Genomic DNA, 17927 nt, shown 5'->3' with positions numbered 1-17927 from the left:
ATATGTTAGGAAGGCGGGTGCTGATCGGCAGCCGCCTTAGCGGGTTTGCTGAATGAGGACTTAAATAAACCGCGCACAAATGCGGCGAACTGTTTGCGCTTTTCCAGCGCTGGGCGTTCGACGAAATAGTACGATGCTGCTGCGATAAGAAGGATGATCGGTGTTGAGATCGCCATCAATGTATAAACATCCACCGCTGGGAAAACCGAGATGACCATTTGTTTGATCAAGAACCCGTAAATGTAAATGCCGTAGGAAAAATCACCAATTTTGTTGAACTGACGGATGGGCCCTGCGGGCACATAAGCAAGCCAAAAACTCGTATAGCCAATCGCCAAAATCAATGAGAATTGATAAAATACGGTATCCCGCAGAACGACCGGCAGAATACATAGTGGCACAACCAAAATTAGCGTTACGGGGATTTTGTCCCTGAAAATAAAGGCGCCAGAGCCAACCAAGAAACACAAGCCAAACCGCATCACATGGTCTGCAGGTGCAATTGTTTGGCGCAGATCCGTCATGATGGTCACAGCAAAATACAGAGCTACAAATAGGCCAAATATGATCGCAAAACGCGATTTTGTTGCCATAAAGCCAAGCGTGCCCAAAACGGCCAAACCAACATAGGCAAGCGCCTCCCAACGCAATGTCCATAGGGGCGTATTCAATTCATAGGCAAAGGGTGCGCTGGCGAAAACACCGGGCAGGGTGCCATTGTCAATCAGCATGGAACTGGTGAGGGGCACATAGAGCCAAGTGCTCAGGTGCGCGAAGTAGTCAACAAAGCCCAAATTGGTGAACAGTGGACCAACCACAAACACCGTAAATATCGAAGCGACAAACAAGCCGGGCACAAGGCGCAAGAAGCGAGCTGAGAAATAGGAGATCATGTCGCTTGAACGCATTAGACTTTGGGCAATCAGAAATCCGCTGATTACAAAGAACACATTCACCGCGAGATGGCCCAGCGTATAGCCGGTCTCAACCATCAATGGCTCTGTAGCATGGTCGCCACCGACAACGATCGCGGCATGGCTCCACACCACGGCAAATGCTGCCAAAAACCGCAACAGATTGAAGTTATTGTCTCTACTGTCGCTAAAGTCTGCGATATCTTTTAGACGCTTCTTGCTGATCAAACTATGTTCCAAACATTACACAACGATGCCAAAAAAGCTTGGCAAGTGCCTTACTCAGCGGGAGTATGAGCCGGATTTGTTAAGAACTTAGAATCGTCAGCCTGGTTGAACGATGTGTTGTTCTTGTGTTGACGATCGCCGGCGGGCGACGCCGTGTCGCTTTCTTTTTGCCGTGCGAGCATGTTTTCGACAGCCATCCCGATAAAGGAAACCGCGATCACAGCAATATAAGTGCTGTGTTCCAACAGTTCGGCACGGTCGCCAACCACGGTATCAAATGCGCAGAACGCAACGAATGTGAGTGTTGAAAAGAACAAGCCGATCATGAACAGCCTATCCGCGGCTTCCTGCTCGCGTTTGCCAACAATCAACATTACATTGAGTGCTGATAGGAAAATGACAGCAATGCCGAGTTCCCAAAAGCCAGCAAATGTCAGAATTCCAGGCACATAATCCAGTGGCAATCCCAAATTCTCAAGATAGACACCAAACTGCCAGCTTCGGTCTTTGCCGAACCAGGTGATGGCGCCCACAGATGAGCGATTTAGGAATTTGTCCAGACCATTGAACAGCCAAAACACCATCCAATAAAGGACGAAACCGGACATAATTGTTTTTGATGTCAAATATTTAAAGTTCATCATGGGTTTTACGCTTCTTAAGAATTTTGTTGATTTTCAGCTAGGCTTGATGCCTGCTCACTGTCATCTGGATTGGGCTGCTGGACCGACCTTGCTTGCGCGACGGTTGTTAACTCAACTAAGAACCCATCGGCCATATCCGCAAATGCCAATCGCTTGGCTGTGCATGGCCCCATGGTTCCCCAAGTTTTCATTTCAGAAGTAGCCTTTTCCAATCCCGCCAATTGATCTGGCCTAAATGTCCCCAACAAAAACTTTCGGGCGTCCATAAGGCCTGCATAAAGGGCATCAGCAATTTTTGGATCGGTCACACATTTCTTGGCGATGATCCAACCCAATCGAGCGGATTGGTAGGTTGCAAATATGTGCTTTTGGTTCGGTTTTGGGTTCAAAAGGCTTTTTGATGGGGTACCAAACAATTTTTCCGCACGGTCCGGAAAATCCTTAAGCATCATAAGTGACGCTGTAACATCAGCCGTAGCAATATCGTCGCAATTTTCGCCGGCCTTTGTGCTCACCCAAGCCTTTTCAGCCATCTTTTTAGAGATCGTCTTGCCCACGCCAGTACGGGCACGCCAAAGCCACCAACGTGCATCAATATAGTCGGCCAAATAAGAGACTTTTTGGTCATTCGGGGTGATGTCGCAAATTTGATCAATGGCATAGCCATAGGCAATCACGGCGAAGTCCTTTCGCAAGGACTGCATGTTCTTGGCGTTGTCGGCAAAGCAGGCGCTACACAACAGCAAAAAGACAGCAATGATACGCAAAACACTGAACAATCTGGCATCCCCAAACTTAAATGGTTAATAACACGTTTATAACATGTTCGTGATCTGAACTCGACCGGATTGGGGTGAAATTGCCAGTCAATCGCTTGGTGTAGTTAATTGGAAAGGTTAAGATAATCGGGCTCGGCGGCTGCAGAGCAATCGCCAATTCCAACATTTCCGGGTTCGACAACAATGCAAAAAAGAATGAGCTTTCGGCCAAAACGCTGCCCGAAATATCGTCGCTCCACACTGTGACATACAGCGCGATGTAGGATGAAGGACATTGGTAACCATGCTTTGTGATTTCGGTGCAATTTAACACAAATTTGACGGCAATAATGCATTTGTAAGCTTGAATTTCGAAATCGGGCGGCCGAGACGTGGCTGCCCATTTGAGCGCGATGGACAAAAACATGTTGCGCATAGTTGGTGTAGTCGATGAATGTGGTGCAAAATACAGTGTCTGATCGTGATCTTTCCGGATCAAATGGCCCCAATCGCAGGGCTGCGCTGAGCCAAGGCACCTCCTTGATGCAAGTTGAGTGCGTCACTGGTGAGGAACGCTTTGCCGAACTTGCCGAACAATGGCAAAATCTAGAACAACGTGCCAACACAGATTTTTGTTTCTTCCAAACTTTTGACTGGTGCTACCGCTGGTGGTGCACGGTTGGCCGCGCCAATGCGAACGCCAAATTGTCCATATTCGTACTTTGGCAGGGCCGCGAAATGCAGGCCGTTTGGCCACTTATGATCGACAAGATGGCGCTGGGCACCAAAACCCTGCTGCCCCTGACGTCGCCGCATGCTGAATATTCGAACATTCTGGTCGATAAAGATTTGCTAGGTCGGACCGACGTTGAGCAATTTATTGATGATGTGCGCAAACTTACAGATTATGACCTATTGAGCTTGCCCAAAATTCCAGTTGGCTCACCGTTGCAAAGCCTCGTCCAAGGAAAGGGCCGGCTCGCGCCAATAGACGAAGTGGCGTCGATTTTTGATTTGACGGGTTTTGAAGATTTTGCCCAATATCAAGCCAATACGTCCAAATCAACCCGCCGCAACCGCAATAAGCGCAAGAATAAGTTGGCCCGGTTAGGCCAGGTTGACTATCGGGTGTTTTTTGCAGACCATCCCAAATATGCTTGGCTTGTGGCGTTGGCATTGGAGATGAAACGCGACTGGCTAAAGCAAACCGGGCGAAATGATGCCAAGCTTACGATAAACGGACTTGAGCAATGTGTTTCCACCCTATATGGCGATAGCAGGAACGGCATGGGCGCGGTTGTTGGCGCATTGATGGTAGATGACGAACCGGTGGCCATTGAAGTTGGGTTTTTGCAAAACGGCCATTACTATTCCTATATTGGTGCCTTCAAATGGAGCATGGCAGAACATTCTGTTGGCAAAATCCAAATTGAAGAAGCGCTGAAATGGGCGATTGAAACTGGCGTTGAAAAATATGACTTGTTGGCGGAACCCGCCGGGTACAAAGACAGTTGGTCAAATAATCAAGTGCCGCTGCAAAGTCGGGTCTTCCCGCAGAGCTTTAAAGGCTATTTGATCGGCGTTGTTTGGCAAATTCAACTGCGCCCCAAAGTGAAGACGCTTTTCAATTCAATCCCCAGCGAGTGGCGGTTGAAAATATTGAACCTTCGCCGCGCTGTTTCAAAAAACTAAGGCGTCGGGACCTTGATCAAAAACCTACGCCTCAAGTTGCAGTCGATGCTCGCACGGGTGGGCCAACTTCAGGCCGTGATCCAAGCGATGTCAGCCCTTGCAACCCGTGTTTTGGCGGCAGGGCTTGCCTATATTTTCCAAATCTATCTGGCGAAATGCCTAGGCATCGAGAATTACGGCATTTTCGTCACCTTCTGGACTTGGCAGGTCATCCTGACCCATATCTCGGTGATGGGCTTCTCAGAAAGCGCTGTGCGTTTCTTGCCCAAATATGCAACCCGCATGCGCGAGGACTTGATTTACGGGTTCATGAGCAATGGGCTCAAATTCGTGCTGGTTACGAGTTTTACAACCGCGATGCTTTGTGGGGTAGGGTTATACTATTTCGGTGGTTTGCTAGCGGACAATATGACCGGCTCAGCCATTGTGCTTGCCATCGGCTTACCCATTTTGGCGCTGGAATTATACATTGAGGGCGTCGCCCGCGGCATCGGTTGGTACATGATGGCCATCGTACCCGGCTTCATCATCCGACCAATCATCGTGATGGCGAGCCTGTTTGTGATGAGTATCAATGGGATCGCGCTGACCGCAGAATTGGCCCTCGCCACAACCGTTGGCGTCACGCTGTTTTTGATCAGTCTAGAAGCCATATTTATCAAGCTTCACGTCAAACGTATCAAGCCAAAGACGAGCCCAAGCCACCGCAAACGGCTGCGCAAATATTGGATTTACGCGGCGCTGCCTTTGGTCGTGGTCACCGGTGTTGAAGAACTGCTTTACTGGTCAGACATTGTCATTCTCGGCTTTATGGTGCCGTCTGAAAATGTATCCGTTTACTTCGCGGCCCTCAGATGTATGGCGATCGCCGGTTTTATTCACTATGCCTTTATGATGGTGTTTGCCCGAGAGTTCTCGTTAGCCAATGCGGAAGGCGACAAAACCGAATTGCAAACCCGCGTTCATATGGCGTCGACTTGGACATTCTGGTTGACCATTCCCGCTGTTCTGGTGACTTTGGCAGCAGGACCGTTTTTGCTTTCGCTGTTTGGCGAAGAGTTCGCCTCTGGCCAAGTGATCATGTTGGCCATCGGTCTTGGTTTGATCGGTAAGTCCGTCGTCGGGCAGGCGTCTAACTTGTTGATCGTTGTCGGTCGTGAACGGCTCAATGTCTTAATCGCCGCATATTCGCTGATCATCAATATTGCGGTCTCTGTTTCACTTGTGCCGCACATGGGCATCCTAGGCGCTGCTGTAGGCACCGCCACATCCCAGATCATTCGTTCGGCATTGCTGTTTTATTACTGCAAACTCAAAATCAACGTGTCCGTTATCGCCCATTTCGATCCGCGCAAAGTGCTGACCGCGAAGGCCGCTTCGTAAAAGCGACGTAGATCCCGCCGGTGCACATACAGCGTGCGATTGACTTTGCTGCGACACACAAGTGATAGTCGCGCGATGAGTACGATTGATCAAATATCTCAAAACTTTCGCCTGCAAGTTACGATGTTGGTCTTTTTGGTATTTGCAGGCGCCGAGATAGCGCTCTATTTCGGTGTGCCGTGGACAGAAGCACGAGACCGTGAGCGTCTGGATGCTGAAATTAGCGAAGTGCTGGCGCTGCAAAAAGAAACGATCACCGGCATATTTGACAAATTTCGTTTGATGACTGGCATCACGGCGCGTCAGCCAAATGTGGCAATGGTTTTCAGAACAAGCAACGAGGATCTTGCGACGCGCACAGCGCGGGATTTGGTGGTGAAGCTTGCCGGGCTTTCAGGCGCTGCCAATATTCAGTTTGCGCACCCCAATGGCGTGGTACTCGCTCAATCCAACCAATCCCCATTTGCGCCGGATACAATCGACGCTAGCCTTATTCGTGCTGCGGCGGAAGGCCGACTTGGCCGCGCAACAATTTTAACTGCATCTGGCGCGAGTGCTTATGGTTTTTCAAACGGGGTGAGTTGGAACGGCAAAATCATAGGCATCGTTGTCGTTTATGTTGATTTGCAACAGCTCGGCGATGCATGGGGGCTTCTAAGAGAGCCCATATATGTGACAACGCAAGGCGGTCAAAAAATCGTTGCCAACCAACTCGCCGAGGTGATGGAACAAGGCGCACTGAAACCGTTTGGAACCAGCCCTTCCATTGTGCGCCTGAATGTGAGAGGCGACAGCCTCACCTATTTGGCTCACGGGGAATATTTGCCACTTTTTGATTGGCATTTGAATGTGATGAAGAGCTACGCGCCGGTTGAAGCCTCAAGAGATCAGTTCATGGTGATCATCATGCTCATCGCGATCATATTGGGCGGCCTATTATATGTTTTGCTACAGCGTCGGCACATTTCTGCGACGCGCTTGGCGGCGGAGCAGGCAACAGCGCGTGAACTGGAGACTCGCGTAAAGGCGCGCACAAATGAATTGCGCAAAGAATATGACGAGCGTATTGCAGCGGAAGCTGCACTGCGGCAAGCGCAAACTGAATTGATGCAATCTGCCAAACTGGCCTCAATTGGGCAAATGTCTGCGGCCTTGTCGCATGAATATAACCAACCGATTGCGGCCATTCGCGCCTACGCTGACAATGCCAGCAAATTTCTTGATCAAGATAAAGACGATGCCGCACGCGAAAATTTGCAACGCATTGCGTCGATGACCGAACGCATGGCGAAACTCTCTAAAACGCTAAAGTCCTTCGCCCGCAAGCCAGGGACCAGCCTACGCGATGTGAATGTTGCCAATTTGGTGAAAGAATCGCTGACATTGGTCGAGCTGCAGGCGGGTGACAAAAATGTCGACATTCAAATTGGTCCTATCGCGCCAGCATTAACCGTCCGCGGCGGCAGTGTCAGACTATCGCAAGTGCTGGTGAACCTGTTGAGCAACGCCATTGACGCCGCTGCAAACAGCCAAGCGTCAAAGGTGAAATTATCCGTGAGCAGCGATCCAAAAAGTGTGGTGTTCACGATCGAAGACAGTGGGGTCGGCATCAGTGAAACTGACCGCGAAACCATATTCGACCCATTTGTCACTCAGAAAGAAGTTGGCCAAGGATTGGGGTTAGGGCTTTCAATCGCATACAATATCGTCCACGATTTTGGTGGAGAAATTGAATTGGGCGCGAGCGAACTCGGCGGCGCGGCTTTTTACGTTCAGTTCCCCAACACCAATAAGGAAACCAGTTAAGTGACGCTATCTTCCCCGCAGGTTTTGTTGATTGACGATGATGGCGATTTGCGCCATGCGCTGGTGCAAGCGCTCGAACTTGACGGCATGGATGTAACAGCGTTCGCGAACGCAACGATCGCATTGTCGTCTGTTACTTTTCTGTTCAATGGGGTGGTGGTTTGCGATGTACGCATGCCGGGCATGACGGGGCAAGAGTTCTTAAAAAAGGTTATGGAAGTTGATCCAGCCATCCCAGTGATTTTTATTACCGGCCATGGGGACGTAACGATGGCGGTGCGCGCTATGCGCGACGGCGCCTACGACTTTATTGAAAAGCCGTTCCCGCCCACCCAATTGTCAGCAGTGATTTCGCGGGCGATCGAAAAACGCCGCCTGGTAATGGAAAACCGTATCTTGCGCGAAGAGATTGACGCTGATGGGATGTTGGATGAGACGCTTGTGGGCAAATCCACCCATGTTGTGCGCATTCGATCGCAAGTAAGCATGTTGGGCGAAGCCGATATTGACGTAATGATAAATGGTGAAACCGGCGCGGGCAAAGATGTGGTCGCCCGAGCCTTGCATGACCATAGCGCGAGGAAGTCCAAACCCTTCGTGGCGGTAAATTGCGGGGCATTGCCAAAGGAGATTATCGAAAGCGAATTGTTCGGCCATGAGGTAGGCGCCTTTACGGGTGCAACGCAAAAACGCATTGGCAAGATCGAATTCGCGGATGGCGGTACGCTCTTTTTGGACGAAATAGAATCCATGCCGCTCGATTTGCAAGTGAAATTGTTGCGGGTTGTGGAAACGCGTTCGCTGGAACGATTGGGATCAAACAAAACCATCCCGCTCAATATTCGCATCGTTGCGGCCAGCAAACTGGATTTAGCAGCCGCAAGTGCAAGTGGCGATTTCCGCCAAGACCTTTATTTCAGGCTTAACGTCGCTTCAATTGACTTGCCGCCTTTGCGTGACCGCAAGGAGGATATTTTGATGTTGTTTTACAGACTTGCACGACAAGCGCGCGCACGGTTCCGCAAAGACATCCCGGACGTTACGCCAAGTATCATTGGGCAACTTCACGCTTATGAGTGGCCAGGAAACGTGCGCGAGCTGCGCAACTCAGCGGATCGATTTGTGTTGGGGATGGGGCTTGGTTTGCCGCTCGATGCAGTAGCCACGGACAATGCGTCAGATCAGTCCCTGCCGGACAAAATGGCGACTTACGAAAAAGCATTGATCGAAGCCGAAATTTCCGCACAAAGCGGATCGTTAAAAGCGACATATGAAGCTTTTGGTATTTCGCGCAAAGCTCTGTACGAGAAAATGAAAAAGTACAATATCTCAACGCCGGACTGATTTATTCTCGGTATGTGCATGTGTCGAAATCGACACAAAGGTCGCGATTTAGTGGGTTTGAATCTACCCACCTCAATCGAGTGATCGTATTCAACCTTGGCGAAAAGTCCAGTAAGTATTTGAAATATAACAAGTTGGATCTCAAGGAACGAGTTGGCATGGGGATTGCAATGTCTTTAGAGAAGGTCACCCACTTGGTGCCTTTGCAATAAATTCCTTGGGAGGACAAAATGTTCAAAAAATTACTCGTTGGGGCGACGCTTACTGCAGCCCTTATGGCAACTCCGGCGCTCGCGAATTGCGATAGCGGCGAAATCGTTATTAAATTTAGCCACGTGACTGCGGAAAGCGGGCACCCTAAGGGTGAAGCGGCCGCGGCCATCGCCAAGCGCATCAATGAAGAAATGAACGGCACGGCCTGTATGGAAGTGTTCGCTAATTCGACATTGTTTGACGACAATAAAGTGATGGAAGCATTGCTGTTGGGCGATGTTCAAATTGCTGCGCCGTCGCTTTCAAAATTCGAAAGCTTCACCAAAAAATACCGCGTGTTCGATTTGCCATTCCTGTTCTCAGACATGGATGCCGTGAACAATTTCACGCAAGGCCCAGTTGGCAAAGACTTGCTAAACGCCATCAACGACAAAGGCTATGTTGGTCTTGGTTACATCTATAATGGTCTAAAGCATTTCTCAGCTAAAAAGCCATTGGTTGCACCAACCGACGCTGCGGGCATGAAGTTCCGAGTTCAAACGTCAGACGTTGCTGTTGCAATGATTGAAGCGATGGGTGCCTCAGCACAAAAACTTGCATTCTCTGAAGTTTATGGTGCTTTGCAAACTGGCGTTGTTGATGGACAGGAAAACACTTGGTCAAATATCTATTCAAAGAAATTCTTTGAAGTGCAGGACGGTGTAACGGTTACCAACCACCAGTTGCTGACATATCTTGCGATCACGTCAACAGAGTGGTTGGACGGTCTAGACCCAGCTGTTCGCGAGCAGTTCCTTACCATTTTCAACGAAGAAGTTGTTGCGGCAAACGCAAAGGCAACAGACTTGAACGCGCAAGCACGTGACAACATTGTTGCGGCGAATGGTGTTGTGCGTGAGTTAACACCTGAGCAACGTCAAGTATGGGTCGACACTATGAAGCCAGTTTGGGCTAAATTTGCTGATGATATCGGTCAAGATGTTATCGACGCAGCTGTTGCTGCTGGCATGTAGTTAGACGGCTCCGGCCAAAGTGAAAGGGCGCGCTCCTTCGCGCTCTTTCATCTATCTGGCATGATGGCCAGAACAAAACATCACGAGAATTACGGGGGGAAGAACATGGCTTCGATCTGGCTTTATGCTGGCACTGGCTTGTTGATTGTTGGGCTATTTTTAGCTGAACGGCGTTGGCCTGAAAAAATAACCCGGATGGAAGAAAACGTGTTGGCGACATTGTTGGCGCTGATCACCCTGATTTCATTCGTTCAAGTTGTCATGCGTTACGGGTTCAATACCGGCTTCGGCGGCGCGCTAGAGCTCACCCGCATCCTTTTTGCTTGGCTCATCCTATTTGGCATGTCTTACGGGGTGAAAGTTGGGGCGCATTTGGGCGTTGACGCGTTTATCCGGATGTTGCCGCCTAAGGGATTGCGTGCGGTTGCCATTTTTGGCGCGGCTGCCACCCTTTTATACGCAACAATGCTGATCTCGGTTGATTGGTTGCACATGTTTGGCGCCACTTCAAAAGGCGGCGCAGTGACTTACTGGTCCAAAATGTACCAGTTGCAACTTGGGCTTGAAGATTTGAAGTATCCCACATGGGTTTACGAGTCGCTTGGGCTTGATGAACGCGTGAAGCGCTGGATGGCCTATTTGATTTTGCCTGTCGGGCTTGGCTTGCTTGGTTTTAGATCTTTGCAAGCAATGATCGAAATTATTCGCGGCGAACGCGAACTCATCATCGCGGGTCATGAAGCTGAAGAGTTAGTGGCAGAGAACAAAGACGTTCTAAAAGAGGAGCGTTCATAATGGTTGCTTCAATCCTATTTGCACTCGTATTGTTGCTATTGTTTTTGGGGGTGCCCGTAGCGGTTTCTCTTGGGCTTTCGTCGATCATCGTGATCACGTTTTTATCCCATGATTCAATGTCGTCCGTGGCATTGCAATTGTTCACCGCCGCCCAGCATTACACATTGTTGGCCATTCCGTTCTTCATTCTGGCTGCATCCTTTATGTCGACCGGGGGCGTTGCGAAACGCATCATTCGTTTCGCGATCGCAACAGTCGGCCACTTTCGTGGTGGGTTAGCCATGGCCTCGGTCTTGGCTTGTATGATGTTTGCTGCGCTCTCCGGTTCGTCCCCTGCGACGGTCGTTGCTATCGGCACTATCGCCATCGCAGGCATGATCCAAGTTGGGTATTCCAAAGAGTTTGCTGCTGGGATTATCGCCAATGCGGGAACGCTCGGCATTCTCATCCCACCTTCCATCGTGATGGTGGTTTATGCGGCGGCGACAGACGTTTCTGTTGGCCGGATGTTCCTTGCTGGCGTAATTCCCGGGCTTGTTGCCGGTGGCATGTTGATGATCGCAATTTACATCGTTGCGCGGATCAAAAAATTGCCTGCTGAACCCTGGAAGGGATATGGGGAAATATTGCAGGGCGGCAAGCAAGCCGGTTGGGGCCTGTTCTTGATCGTCATCATTATTGGCGGTATTTACGGTGGCGTGTTTACGCCAACGGAAGCCGCTTCGGTTGCAGCGGTTTATGCATTCCTCATCGCGATCTTTGTTTACCGCGATATGGGGCCGCTCAAAGACATTCCATGGGTGCCTGAAGACGCGCCGCGCCAGACACGAATTGGCTTCTCGGCCACAGTCTATGGCCTATCGCTTTTCGGCATCTGGATGACGTTATCATTCTTTGCTTTTGGTGACAGTGGAACTGTTAGTTTTGCTGCGCGGTTCTGGACAGGATTGATTGCAGGTATTGCGGCAATGGTCTCTTACACCATGTGGCGCGATCCTCAATCAAGCCTTGCACGTGTTCCCGCTCACCTGATTGCTGGGCTGCCTATTTGGGGCAGAAACTTAGGGCTGATTATCGGTAAGTTCCCAACAGCCATGTTCCACAACGACACCCGCAAAGTGCTTGTCGATGCGTCGAAAACAACATTGATGCTGATGTTCATCATCGTCAACGCGTTGCTGTTTGCGCACGTATTGACGTCAGAACGTATCCCACAAGTCATCACTGGTTTGATGCTTGACGCTGGGTTCAACTGGTTCACGTTCCTTATAGCAGTGAATATTCTGCTGTTGATCGGCGGTCAATTTATGGAGCCATCTGGTCTTTTGTTGATCGTTGCGCCAGTTGTTTTTCCCATTGCGATTGAATTAGGTGTAGACCCAATCCATTTGGGCATCATCATGGTCGTCAACATGGAGATCGGTATGATCACCCCGCCCATTGGGCTCAACCTGTTTGTGACCTCGGGGATAACGGGGATGAGTTTGATCCAGGTGGTCAAGGCAGCCTTGCCATTTGTCGCCGTGCTGATGCTCTTCCTCGTGATCGTGACCTACTGGCCCGCACTTTCAACCACCTTGCCATATGCGTTGATGGGGCCAGAGATTGTGACCCGATAGGCAAATCAAAAAGAAGGTCAGGTTTGAGACTTGACCTTCTTTCGCCATGCGGCTGGCGTGGTGCCGTAAATCTTGCGGAACTGACGAATGAAGTGGGTGGTATCTTGCCAGCCGACATGGGGTGCGATTTGATCAACGGCTAAGTCCGTGTGCTGCAATAGCTGCGCCGCTTTTGCTACCCGGGCAGATGCTATCCAAGTGCCAACTGTAAATCCGGTTTCGCTTTTTACCCGTGCTGCCACATGGGGAGCGGTGCGCCCAACCGCTTCTGCCACGTCGGTCAGAGAAATGGGGGTGAAACTATGTTGTTGGATGAAACGTAGAGCCTCTGCGACCAATCTCGAACCTGTTGCTTCTTCGCCCATTGCCGGGGTGGCCCTGGCGACTTCGGCCAAAATCAACGTGATCAAACTGCGTTGCACATCTGTGCTTTCTGCTGTTTGCCGTTCGGTTTCTTCTGCAAGGGCTTTAAACCAAACCTGAATTGATTTTTGTGCTTTCTCTGGGAGTGAAACCACTGGCATCGCCCCAAGGCGAACATCCGCAAAAGGGCGCATGACGGCCTGTGTTTCATCAAACCCAAATCCAGCAGCAGAAAAGCCAAGCAGCCAATAGTCAAGATTTTCCCCCGCAAGGGGACGATGGGGCACGCCAGCGGGTACAATGGTAATGCTACCGGGCAATGACAATGCCTCATATCGTTGTTCCATGGTGAACCAGCCATCAAGTGCGAAAAGCAGACCATGTTCCGAATGTACAGTTACAGGCGCCGGGTTTGTAACAGCCCCAGTTTCATGGATCACATAACATAGCGGGTGTGGCACGGGTTCTAGTTTGGAGCTGCTGGACAATCGATGTTTCCGAAAAACCGTAAGATCAGCCGATAATACCCAAATCGGCGCTCTAAAGCAAACAGGTGAATGGGCCTAAATTGAGGGCATGGAGCGTTCAAATTCAGAGGTCATTATGAGAAATACGGAATTCGATCTTATCATCATAGGTGGCGGACCTGCCGGCCAATCGGCCGCACTAATTGCCGGGCGCACTAGATTGAAGACAGCCTTCATCAACGCAGAAGAGCCTCGCAATTTTGTCACCACCGCTTCGCACGGTTTCCTAACCCGAGACGGCGCTCATCCAAGTGAGATTTTGGCGGTGGCAAAAGATCAGCTGAAAAAATATGGAACGGTCGAGTACGTCAAAAGTCGGGTGAGTGACGTTGAGCGTACATCATCAGGGTTTTCAGCTACCTTGGCGGATGGCCGAGTATTGCATGGAAAGAAAATGCTGATCGCAACCGGGCACAGGGACAATTTGGCGGAATTGGAATTACCCGGCATAGAAGCGGTTTACGGGAAGTCCGTTTACCCCTGCCCATTTTGTGATGGGTTTGAACATAAAGACGAGGCACTGGCCATTTTCGGCGCAAGTGCTGTCGAACATTTCGTGCCCATGATGCGGATCTGGTCTGAGGACCTTGTCGTGTTCACCAACGGACAGGTATTGGACGCTGACGTAAAGGCTGATCTTGTGAGTAAAGGCGTGCCGGTTGAAGAGGGCAAGGTAACCGCGCTCATTTCGGCTGACGGAAAATTGACCCACGTCGAACTTGTAGATGGCCGCAAGGTCGCCCGCCAAAGTGGCTTTGTGGTTGAAGAGTTCTCTTCGCCCGCGACCAACTTTGCCGAGCAGCTCGGCGTCATTCCAACCGAGGAGAACGATTGGGGCATGAAAGAGCTTGCAGGCGCATCCGGCACAACCAAGATTCCGGGGCTCTATGTCGTTGGCGATGCCCGCATCGGGTTTTCTGGTATTGCGGCCGCGGTAGCTGAGGGCGGGTTCTGCGTCGAAATGATGGTGCACGAACTAGCAATGGAACGCTGGAATGCGCTTGGGGAGGTTACCACGTGAGCCAGACGAAAACTCAATTGCTATGGGAAAAACAAGATCGCCATAAAGGCGATCGGCGACGGTTGTTTCAAGCCGTTGGCGAGGCCATCCCCGCGAAGAAAGTTCTTTATGCGGGGAGCTATGTCGATGTGGCGCCGTCCTTCACCTTTGACGATGTGACCTATGCAGACATGGACAACCGGGCGAACAAATTCTTCGCCGATATTGAAGGTGTTCGCCAGATTATTTCCGACAATTGTGGCGGCACCGATGCAGCGTTTCAGTTCATTCACGGTGATTTCTATAACCTCGAATTGCCTGCCAATAGTTTTGATTTGCTGATTTCGCTTTATGCCGGTTTCATTTCCGATGCTTGTGGTGATTTATTGCGAGTTGGGGGAACGTTGCTGGTCAATTCAAGCCATGGCGATGCCGCACTGGCAGCACTTGATCCGCGTTTTGCACTGGCAGGCGTGATTAAGTCCACTACTGACGGGTATAAAGTTTCTCGAGACGATCTTGATACCTACATGATCCCCAAGAAACCAAAGCCAATTGCGGTTGAAGAGCTGATGGCATCTGGGCGCGGTATTGCCTATACCAAATCGCCCTTCGCTTATCTGTTTGAGCGGGTGAAATAGGCATGAAATTAGCTAGGCGAACCTGAATTGACTTCAATAAGCCGAGAGCAGGCTGATCGCTTCGCTCGCCAGCAACAGGCCCGAAACTGTGGTGCCGAACAGCCCTAACCATTTCCAGTTTTTCAATTCTTGGGCGTGCTTTGAATTTTGCCCCATGCGCCAAAGCGAAAAATTGACCATCATGAACACACAAAGGATCATGATGCTTGTGGCGCGCGCTAAATGGACGAGTGGGAATGTAAGCGCCAAAATGATCGTTAGTACGGCAACAAACAATGTTGAAAATGCCGGAGTTTGGCGTTTTCGATCTAGCTGCCCAAACAATTGTGGCACGAGGTTTTCTTTAGCCATGCCGTAAAGCACCCTAGACGCCATAATAATGTGGACCAAAATACCATTGATCATCGCAGTGGCGGCAATCGCTGCGACTGCGCTACCATCTCCGCCGGAAAGCGCGCTATATAGATCCGCAATTGGCGCGTCACTATTTGCCAATTTTGACAAATCCATACTCGTCACAGCAACGAGTGCAACCAGCATATATATCGCTACAGTTATGCCGAGTGTGATGATGATCGCACGGGGCACCGCGGTGCGTGGGTCCGTTGTTTCTTCAGCCATATTTTCGATATCTTCGAACCCAACAAAGGCGAAGAAGGCGATTATTGCAGCAGAGCTTAGGCTAAAAACATCGACGCCAACCGCAAGTGGGTTGAGGTTGAGGGCGAAAATGACGTCAGCGTCCAGGTTGGGAAACCCGAGAAAGCATATATAGGCAAGGGTGCCGAGTTCGAGAACGGTGATTAGCGCCGCAAAAAGAACGCTTTCTCGCACGCCAAACCAAGCAACTCCGGCAAGAATCATCACAACAAAGCTGGTTGTGATTGGTGCCGGGATATCGATCAATTGTTGAAAATATCCGGAGAACGCAAGCGAAACGACAGCGCTTGAAATGATTGCAGTTGCGACGACACCAAAACCAACCAAACGCCCCCAATTGTCACCCAAACCAATTTTAACGAAAACAGCCTCTCCACCTGCCCGCGGATACATTGAAGCAAGTTTGGCGTATGCCAAGCCGGTGGCACCTGCAATAAGTCCGGCAAGTAGAAATGAGATGGGAGCTTGGGGGCCAGCAATGCCGACAATCTCGCCGATTAGGGCAAAAATGCCAGCACCAACCGTTACACCGACCCCGTAAAACACCAACATCGGCAGTGATAAAGAGCGTTTGAGTTTTACAGGTTCAGTTTTTGTTGTGTGCAATTTTCCAACTCCCGATTTGTCAGACCCTATCTGAAAAATTTAGAAGTCAATTGATCCAAATTAAGTGCCGCAAAACGTTTGGTGCACGCGTTCATCAGGTTCCGGCGGCAGCGTGTAGGCGTGATGAACAGGCTGATCTTGATAGGGTGTACTCAAAACGCTCATAAGTTCTTCAAATAGTGAAAAGTCACCTTCAGCCGCCGCGTCGATCATCGCTTGCACGCGGTGATTACGCGGGATAAATGCAGGGTTCACAGAACGCATCAAAGTTTGATCAATGCGTGCTCCTGCTTCGGTATAGCGCAGCCAATTATTGATCCACTCAGTGAGCGGCAGTTGCGCACCAGTAATTTCTGGGTTTTGCAAGTTAAGCAGAGAGAGTTCGCGGAAGGTGTTGGTATAATCAGCACGCGCTTCTTTCATAAGATTGAGCAACTCAACTGCCAATGCGAAGTCACCATCTTGTTCTGTTTTGATACCAATTTTCGCCAACATGCCAGAGCGGAAGGCTGCATCAAATTGGGGCGCGAATTGATCAACGCTTGCTTGACCAATTTCAAGCGCTTTCTCCTCATCATCACTCAATATTGGCAACATGGATTGGGCTAAAACACCAAGGTTCCAACGGGCGATCTTGGGTTGGTTTTGATAGGCGTAGCGTGCGAACTGGTCGATGGAACTAAAAACTGTCGCCGGGTCATATTCGTCCATAAATGCGCAGGGCCCATAATCAATGGTTTCGCCCGCAATAGACATATTGTCGGTATTCATGACGCCGTGAATGAAGCCGAGTAATTGCCATTTGGCGATCAATTCTGCCTGTGACGTTACGACACGATCAAGAAACTCAGCATATTTGTTCGGTCCATTGATATCCGGAGCATGTCGTGCAATTGAAAATTCTGCTAATGCTTCCAGCCCATCTTTGTCGTCGCGTGCAACAAAGAACTGAAAGGTGCCAACCCGCACAAAACTCTTGGCCACGCGGGTGATAATCGCGCCGGGAAATGGTTTTTCTCGGCGCACGATTTCGCCGGTCGTTACCGCGGCCAATGCACGGGTAGTGGGCACACCAAGGGCATGCATGGCTTCTGACAAAACATACTCGCGCAGAACAGGCCCAAGCGCTGCGCGCCCGTCGCCATTTCGTGAGAAGGCGGTGGGGCCGGAGCCTTTTAGCTGAACATCAAAATGCTGACCGTTGCTGTCCCAAGCGTCACCCAACAATAATGCGCGGCCGTCACCCATCTGCGGGTTCCAATGGCCAAATTGGTGGCCTGAATAGGCCATGGCCAATGGCGTCGTATGCGGCGCGGTCATGTTGCCCGAGAAAATGGATAATCCTTCGTCGCCAGACAAGGCAGCATCGTCGAGTTGCAATTCAGTCGCCAAGGGATGATTGAACCCAATCCATTTAGGGGCCGAAACCGGCGTTGCAGACTGCAGCGCATAAAAACGCTCTGGTAGCTGAGCATATTGGTTGCCGAAATGCGGTGCGTTGTGTGCGGACAAAATTGAACCCAATTCTTTTGCTGGAGCGAACGAGAACTGATTTGGTAACAGCAAACCCCATTAAGTGCGAAATCAATTCTGTGTGCGTAAATCCGTGGCAGCAAGCGGTACGCGCAAAATCGATATATAGAATTTATCAGATATGCAAAAATTAATATGTTTTAAACCATGTCAACGCATTCTTCGACCACCGTCATATTCATGCGTGG

Annotated in this window: 15 protein-coding genes; 9 read left to right on the top strand and 6 right to left on the bottom strand. The window is 50.2% G+C overall.

Annotated features, from left to right (window positions below):
• Positions 1–5 precede the first annotated feature (5 nt).
• From AC2D8L_RS10480 to AC2D8L_RS10470, 3 genes are read right to left on the bottom strand one after another with little or no spacing between them, the layout of a single operon-like run.
• Positions 6–1142: an acyltransferase family protein gene (locus AC2D8L_RS10480; RefSeq protein WP_484685428.1), complete on the bottom strand. Its 1137-nt coding sequence runs from the start codon at positions 1140–1142 to the stop codon at positions 6–8.
• Positions 1143–1192: 50 nt separating this feature from the next.
• On the bottom strand, positions 1193–1786 hold the full coding sequence (locus tag AC2D8L_RS10475) for a hypothetical protein (RefSeq protein WP_484685427.1): 594 nt from the start codon (positions 1784–1786) through the stop codon (positions 1193–1195).
• Between the two features lie 14 nt (positions 1787–1800).
• The gene (locus tag AC2D8L_RS10470; RefSeq protein WP_484685426.1) at positions 1801–2565 is read right to left on the bottom strand and encodes a hypothetical protein; all 765 of its coding nucleotides are present in this window, start codon (positions 2563–2565) and stop codon (positions 1801–1803) included.
• A gap of 450 nt (positions 2566–3015) precedes the next feature.
• Between AC2D8L_RS10470 and AC2D8L_RS10465 the strand changes: the two genes are divergently transcribed.
• The 7 genes from AC2D8L_RS10465 to AC2D8L_RS10435 all read left to right on the top strand — a co-directional run bounded on the left by AC2D8L_RS10465 (position 3016) and on the right by AC2D8L_RS10435 (position 12409).
• Positions 3016–4236: a GNAT family N-acetyltransferase gene (locus AC2D8L_RS10465; protein WP_484685425.1), complete on the top strand. Its 1221-nt coding sequence runs from the start codon at positions 3016–3018 to the stop codon at positions 4234–4236.
• Between the two features lie 12 nt (positions 4237–4248).
• Complete coding sequence (locus AC2D8L_RS10460) at positions 4249–5619, top strand: oligosaccharide flippase family protein (protein WP_484685424.1); 1371 nt, start codon at positions 4249–4251, stop codon at positions 5617–5619.
• A 75-nt stretch (positions 5620–5694) separates the two neighbouring features.
• Positions 5695–7425, top strand: coding sequence for a sensor histidine kinase (locus tag AC2D8L_RS10455; RefSeq protein WP_484685423.1), 1731 nt, complete (start codon positions 5695–5697; stop codon positions 7423–7425).
• The gene (locus AC2D8L_RS10450; RefSeq protein WP_484685422.1) at positions 7426–8769 is read left to right on the top strand and encodes a sigma-54-dependent transcriptional regulator; all 1344 of its coding nucleotides are present in this window, start codon (positions 7426–7428) and stop codon (positions 8767–8769) included.
• A gap of 230 nt (positions 8770–8999) precedes the next feature.
• Positions 9000–9995 carry a DctP family TRAP transporter solute-binding subunit gene (locus AC2D8L_RS10445; protein ID WP_484685421.1) on the top strand — a complete coding sequence of 332 codons (996 nt, stop codon included), beginning with the start codon at positions 9000–9002 and terminating at the stop codon, positions 9993–9995.
• Positions 9996–10100: 105 nt separating this feature from the next.
• Entirely contained in the window at positions 10101–10790 is a 690-nt protein-coding gene (locus AC2D8L_RS10440) for a TRAP transporter small permease (RefSeq protein ID WP_484685420.1), read from the top strand.
• The gene (locus AC2D8L_RS10435) at positions 10790–12409 is read left to right on the top strand and encodes a TRAP transporter large permease (RefSeq protein WP_484685419.1); all 1620 of its coding nucleotides are present in this window, start codon (positions 10790–10792) and stop codon (positions 12407–12409) included. The genes AC2D8L_RS10440 and AC2D8L_RS10435 overlap by 1 nt, the downstream gene beginning before the upstream one ends.
• A gap of 17 nt (positions 12410–12426) precedes the next feature.
• Here AC2D8L_RS10435 and AC2D8L_RS10430 read toward each other — a convergent pair whose 3' ends face one another.
• On the bottom strand, positions 12427–13260 hold the full coding sequence (locus AC2D8L_RS10430; protein ID WP_484685418.1) for an AraC family transcriptional regulator: 834 nt from the start codon (positions 13258–13260) through the stop codon (positions 12427–12429).
• A gap of 115 nt (positions 13261–13375) precedes the next feature.
• On the opposite strand from AC2D8L_RS10430, the gene AC2D8L_RS10425 reads away from it, so the two are divergent.
• Both AC2D8L_RS10425 and AC2D8L_RS10420 read left to right on the top strand, forming a co-directional pair.
• Complete coding sequence (locus AC2D8L_RS10425; protein ID WP_484685417.1) at positions 13376–14320, top strand: NAD(P)/FAD-dependent oxidoreductase; 945 nt, start codon at positions 13376–13378, stop codon at positions 14318–14320.
• A complete protein-coding gene (locus AC2D8L_RS10420) occupies positions 14317–14940 on the top strand; it encodes a class I SAM-dependent methyltransferase (RefSeq protein ID WP_484685416.1) in 624 nt (207 codons plus the stop codon). Before AC2D8L_RS10425 ends, AC2D8L_RS10420 begins: the two co-directional genes overlap by 4 nt.
• A 33-nt stretch (positions 14941–14973) precedes the next feature.
• Here AC2D8L_RS10420 and AC2D8L_RS10415 read toward each other — a convergent pair whose 3' ends face one another.
• A complete protein-coding gene (locus tag AC2D8L_RS10415; RefSeq protein WP_484685415.1) occupies positions 14974–16206 on the bottom strand; it encodes an APC family permease in 1233 nt (410 codons plus the stop codon).
• A gap of 60 nt (positions 16207–16266) precedes the next feature.
• Positions 16267–17721 (bottom strand): protein adenylyltransferase SelO, encoded by a 1455-nt coding sequence (locus tag AC2D8L_RS10410; protein ID WP_484686391.1) that lies wholly within the window; start codon positions 17719–17721, stop codon positions 16267–16269.
• Between the last annotated feature and the right edge of the window lie 206 nt (positions 17722–17927).

This window comes from Maritalea sp. YIW29 (assembly GCF_057219265.1).
The sequence above is the reverse complement of the archived record's forward strand: the minus strand, read 5'-3'. Positions and strand labels throughout refer to the sequence as shown.

Excerpts from the sequence above, each read along its gene's own strand:
- AC2D8L_RS10475 (WP_484685427.1), bottom strand. The coding sequence starts at position 1,786 with ATGATGAACTTTAAATATTTGACATCAAAAACAATTATGTCCGGTTTC.
- AC2D8L_RS10455 (WP_484685423.1), top strand. The coding sequence starts at position 5,695 with ATGAGTACGATTGATCAAATATCTCAAAACTTTCGCCTGCAAGTTACG.
- AC2D8L_RS10445 (WP_484685421.1), top strand. The coding sequence starts at position 9,000 with ATGTTCAAAAAATTACTCGTTGGGGCGACGCTTACTGCAGCCCTTATG.
- AC2D8L_RS10440 (WP_484685420.1), top strand. The coding sequence starts at position 10,101 with ATGGCTTCGATCTGGCTTTATGCTGGCACTGGCTTGTTGATTGTTGGG.
- AC2D8L_RS10435 (WP_484685419.1), top strand. The coding sequence starts at position 10,790 with ATGGTTGCTTCAATCCTATTTGCACTCGTATTGTTGCTATTGTTTTTG.
- AC2D8L_RS10425 (WP_484685417.1), top strand. The coding sequence starts at position 13,376 with ATGAGAAATACGGAATTCGATCTTATCATCATAGGTGGCGGACCTGCC.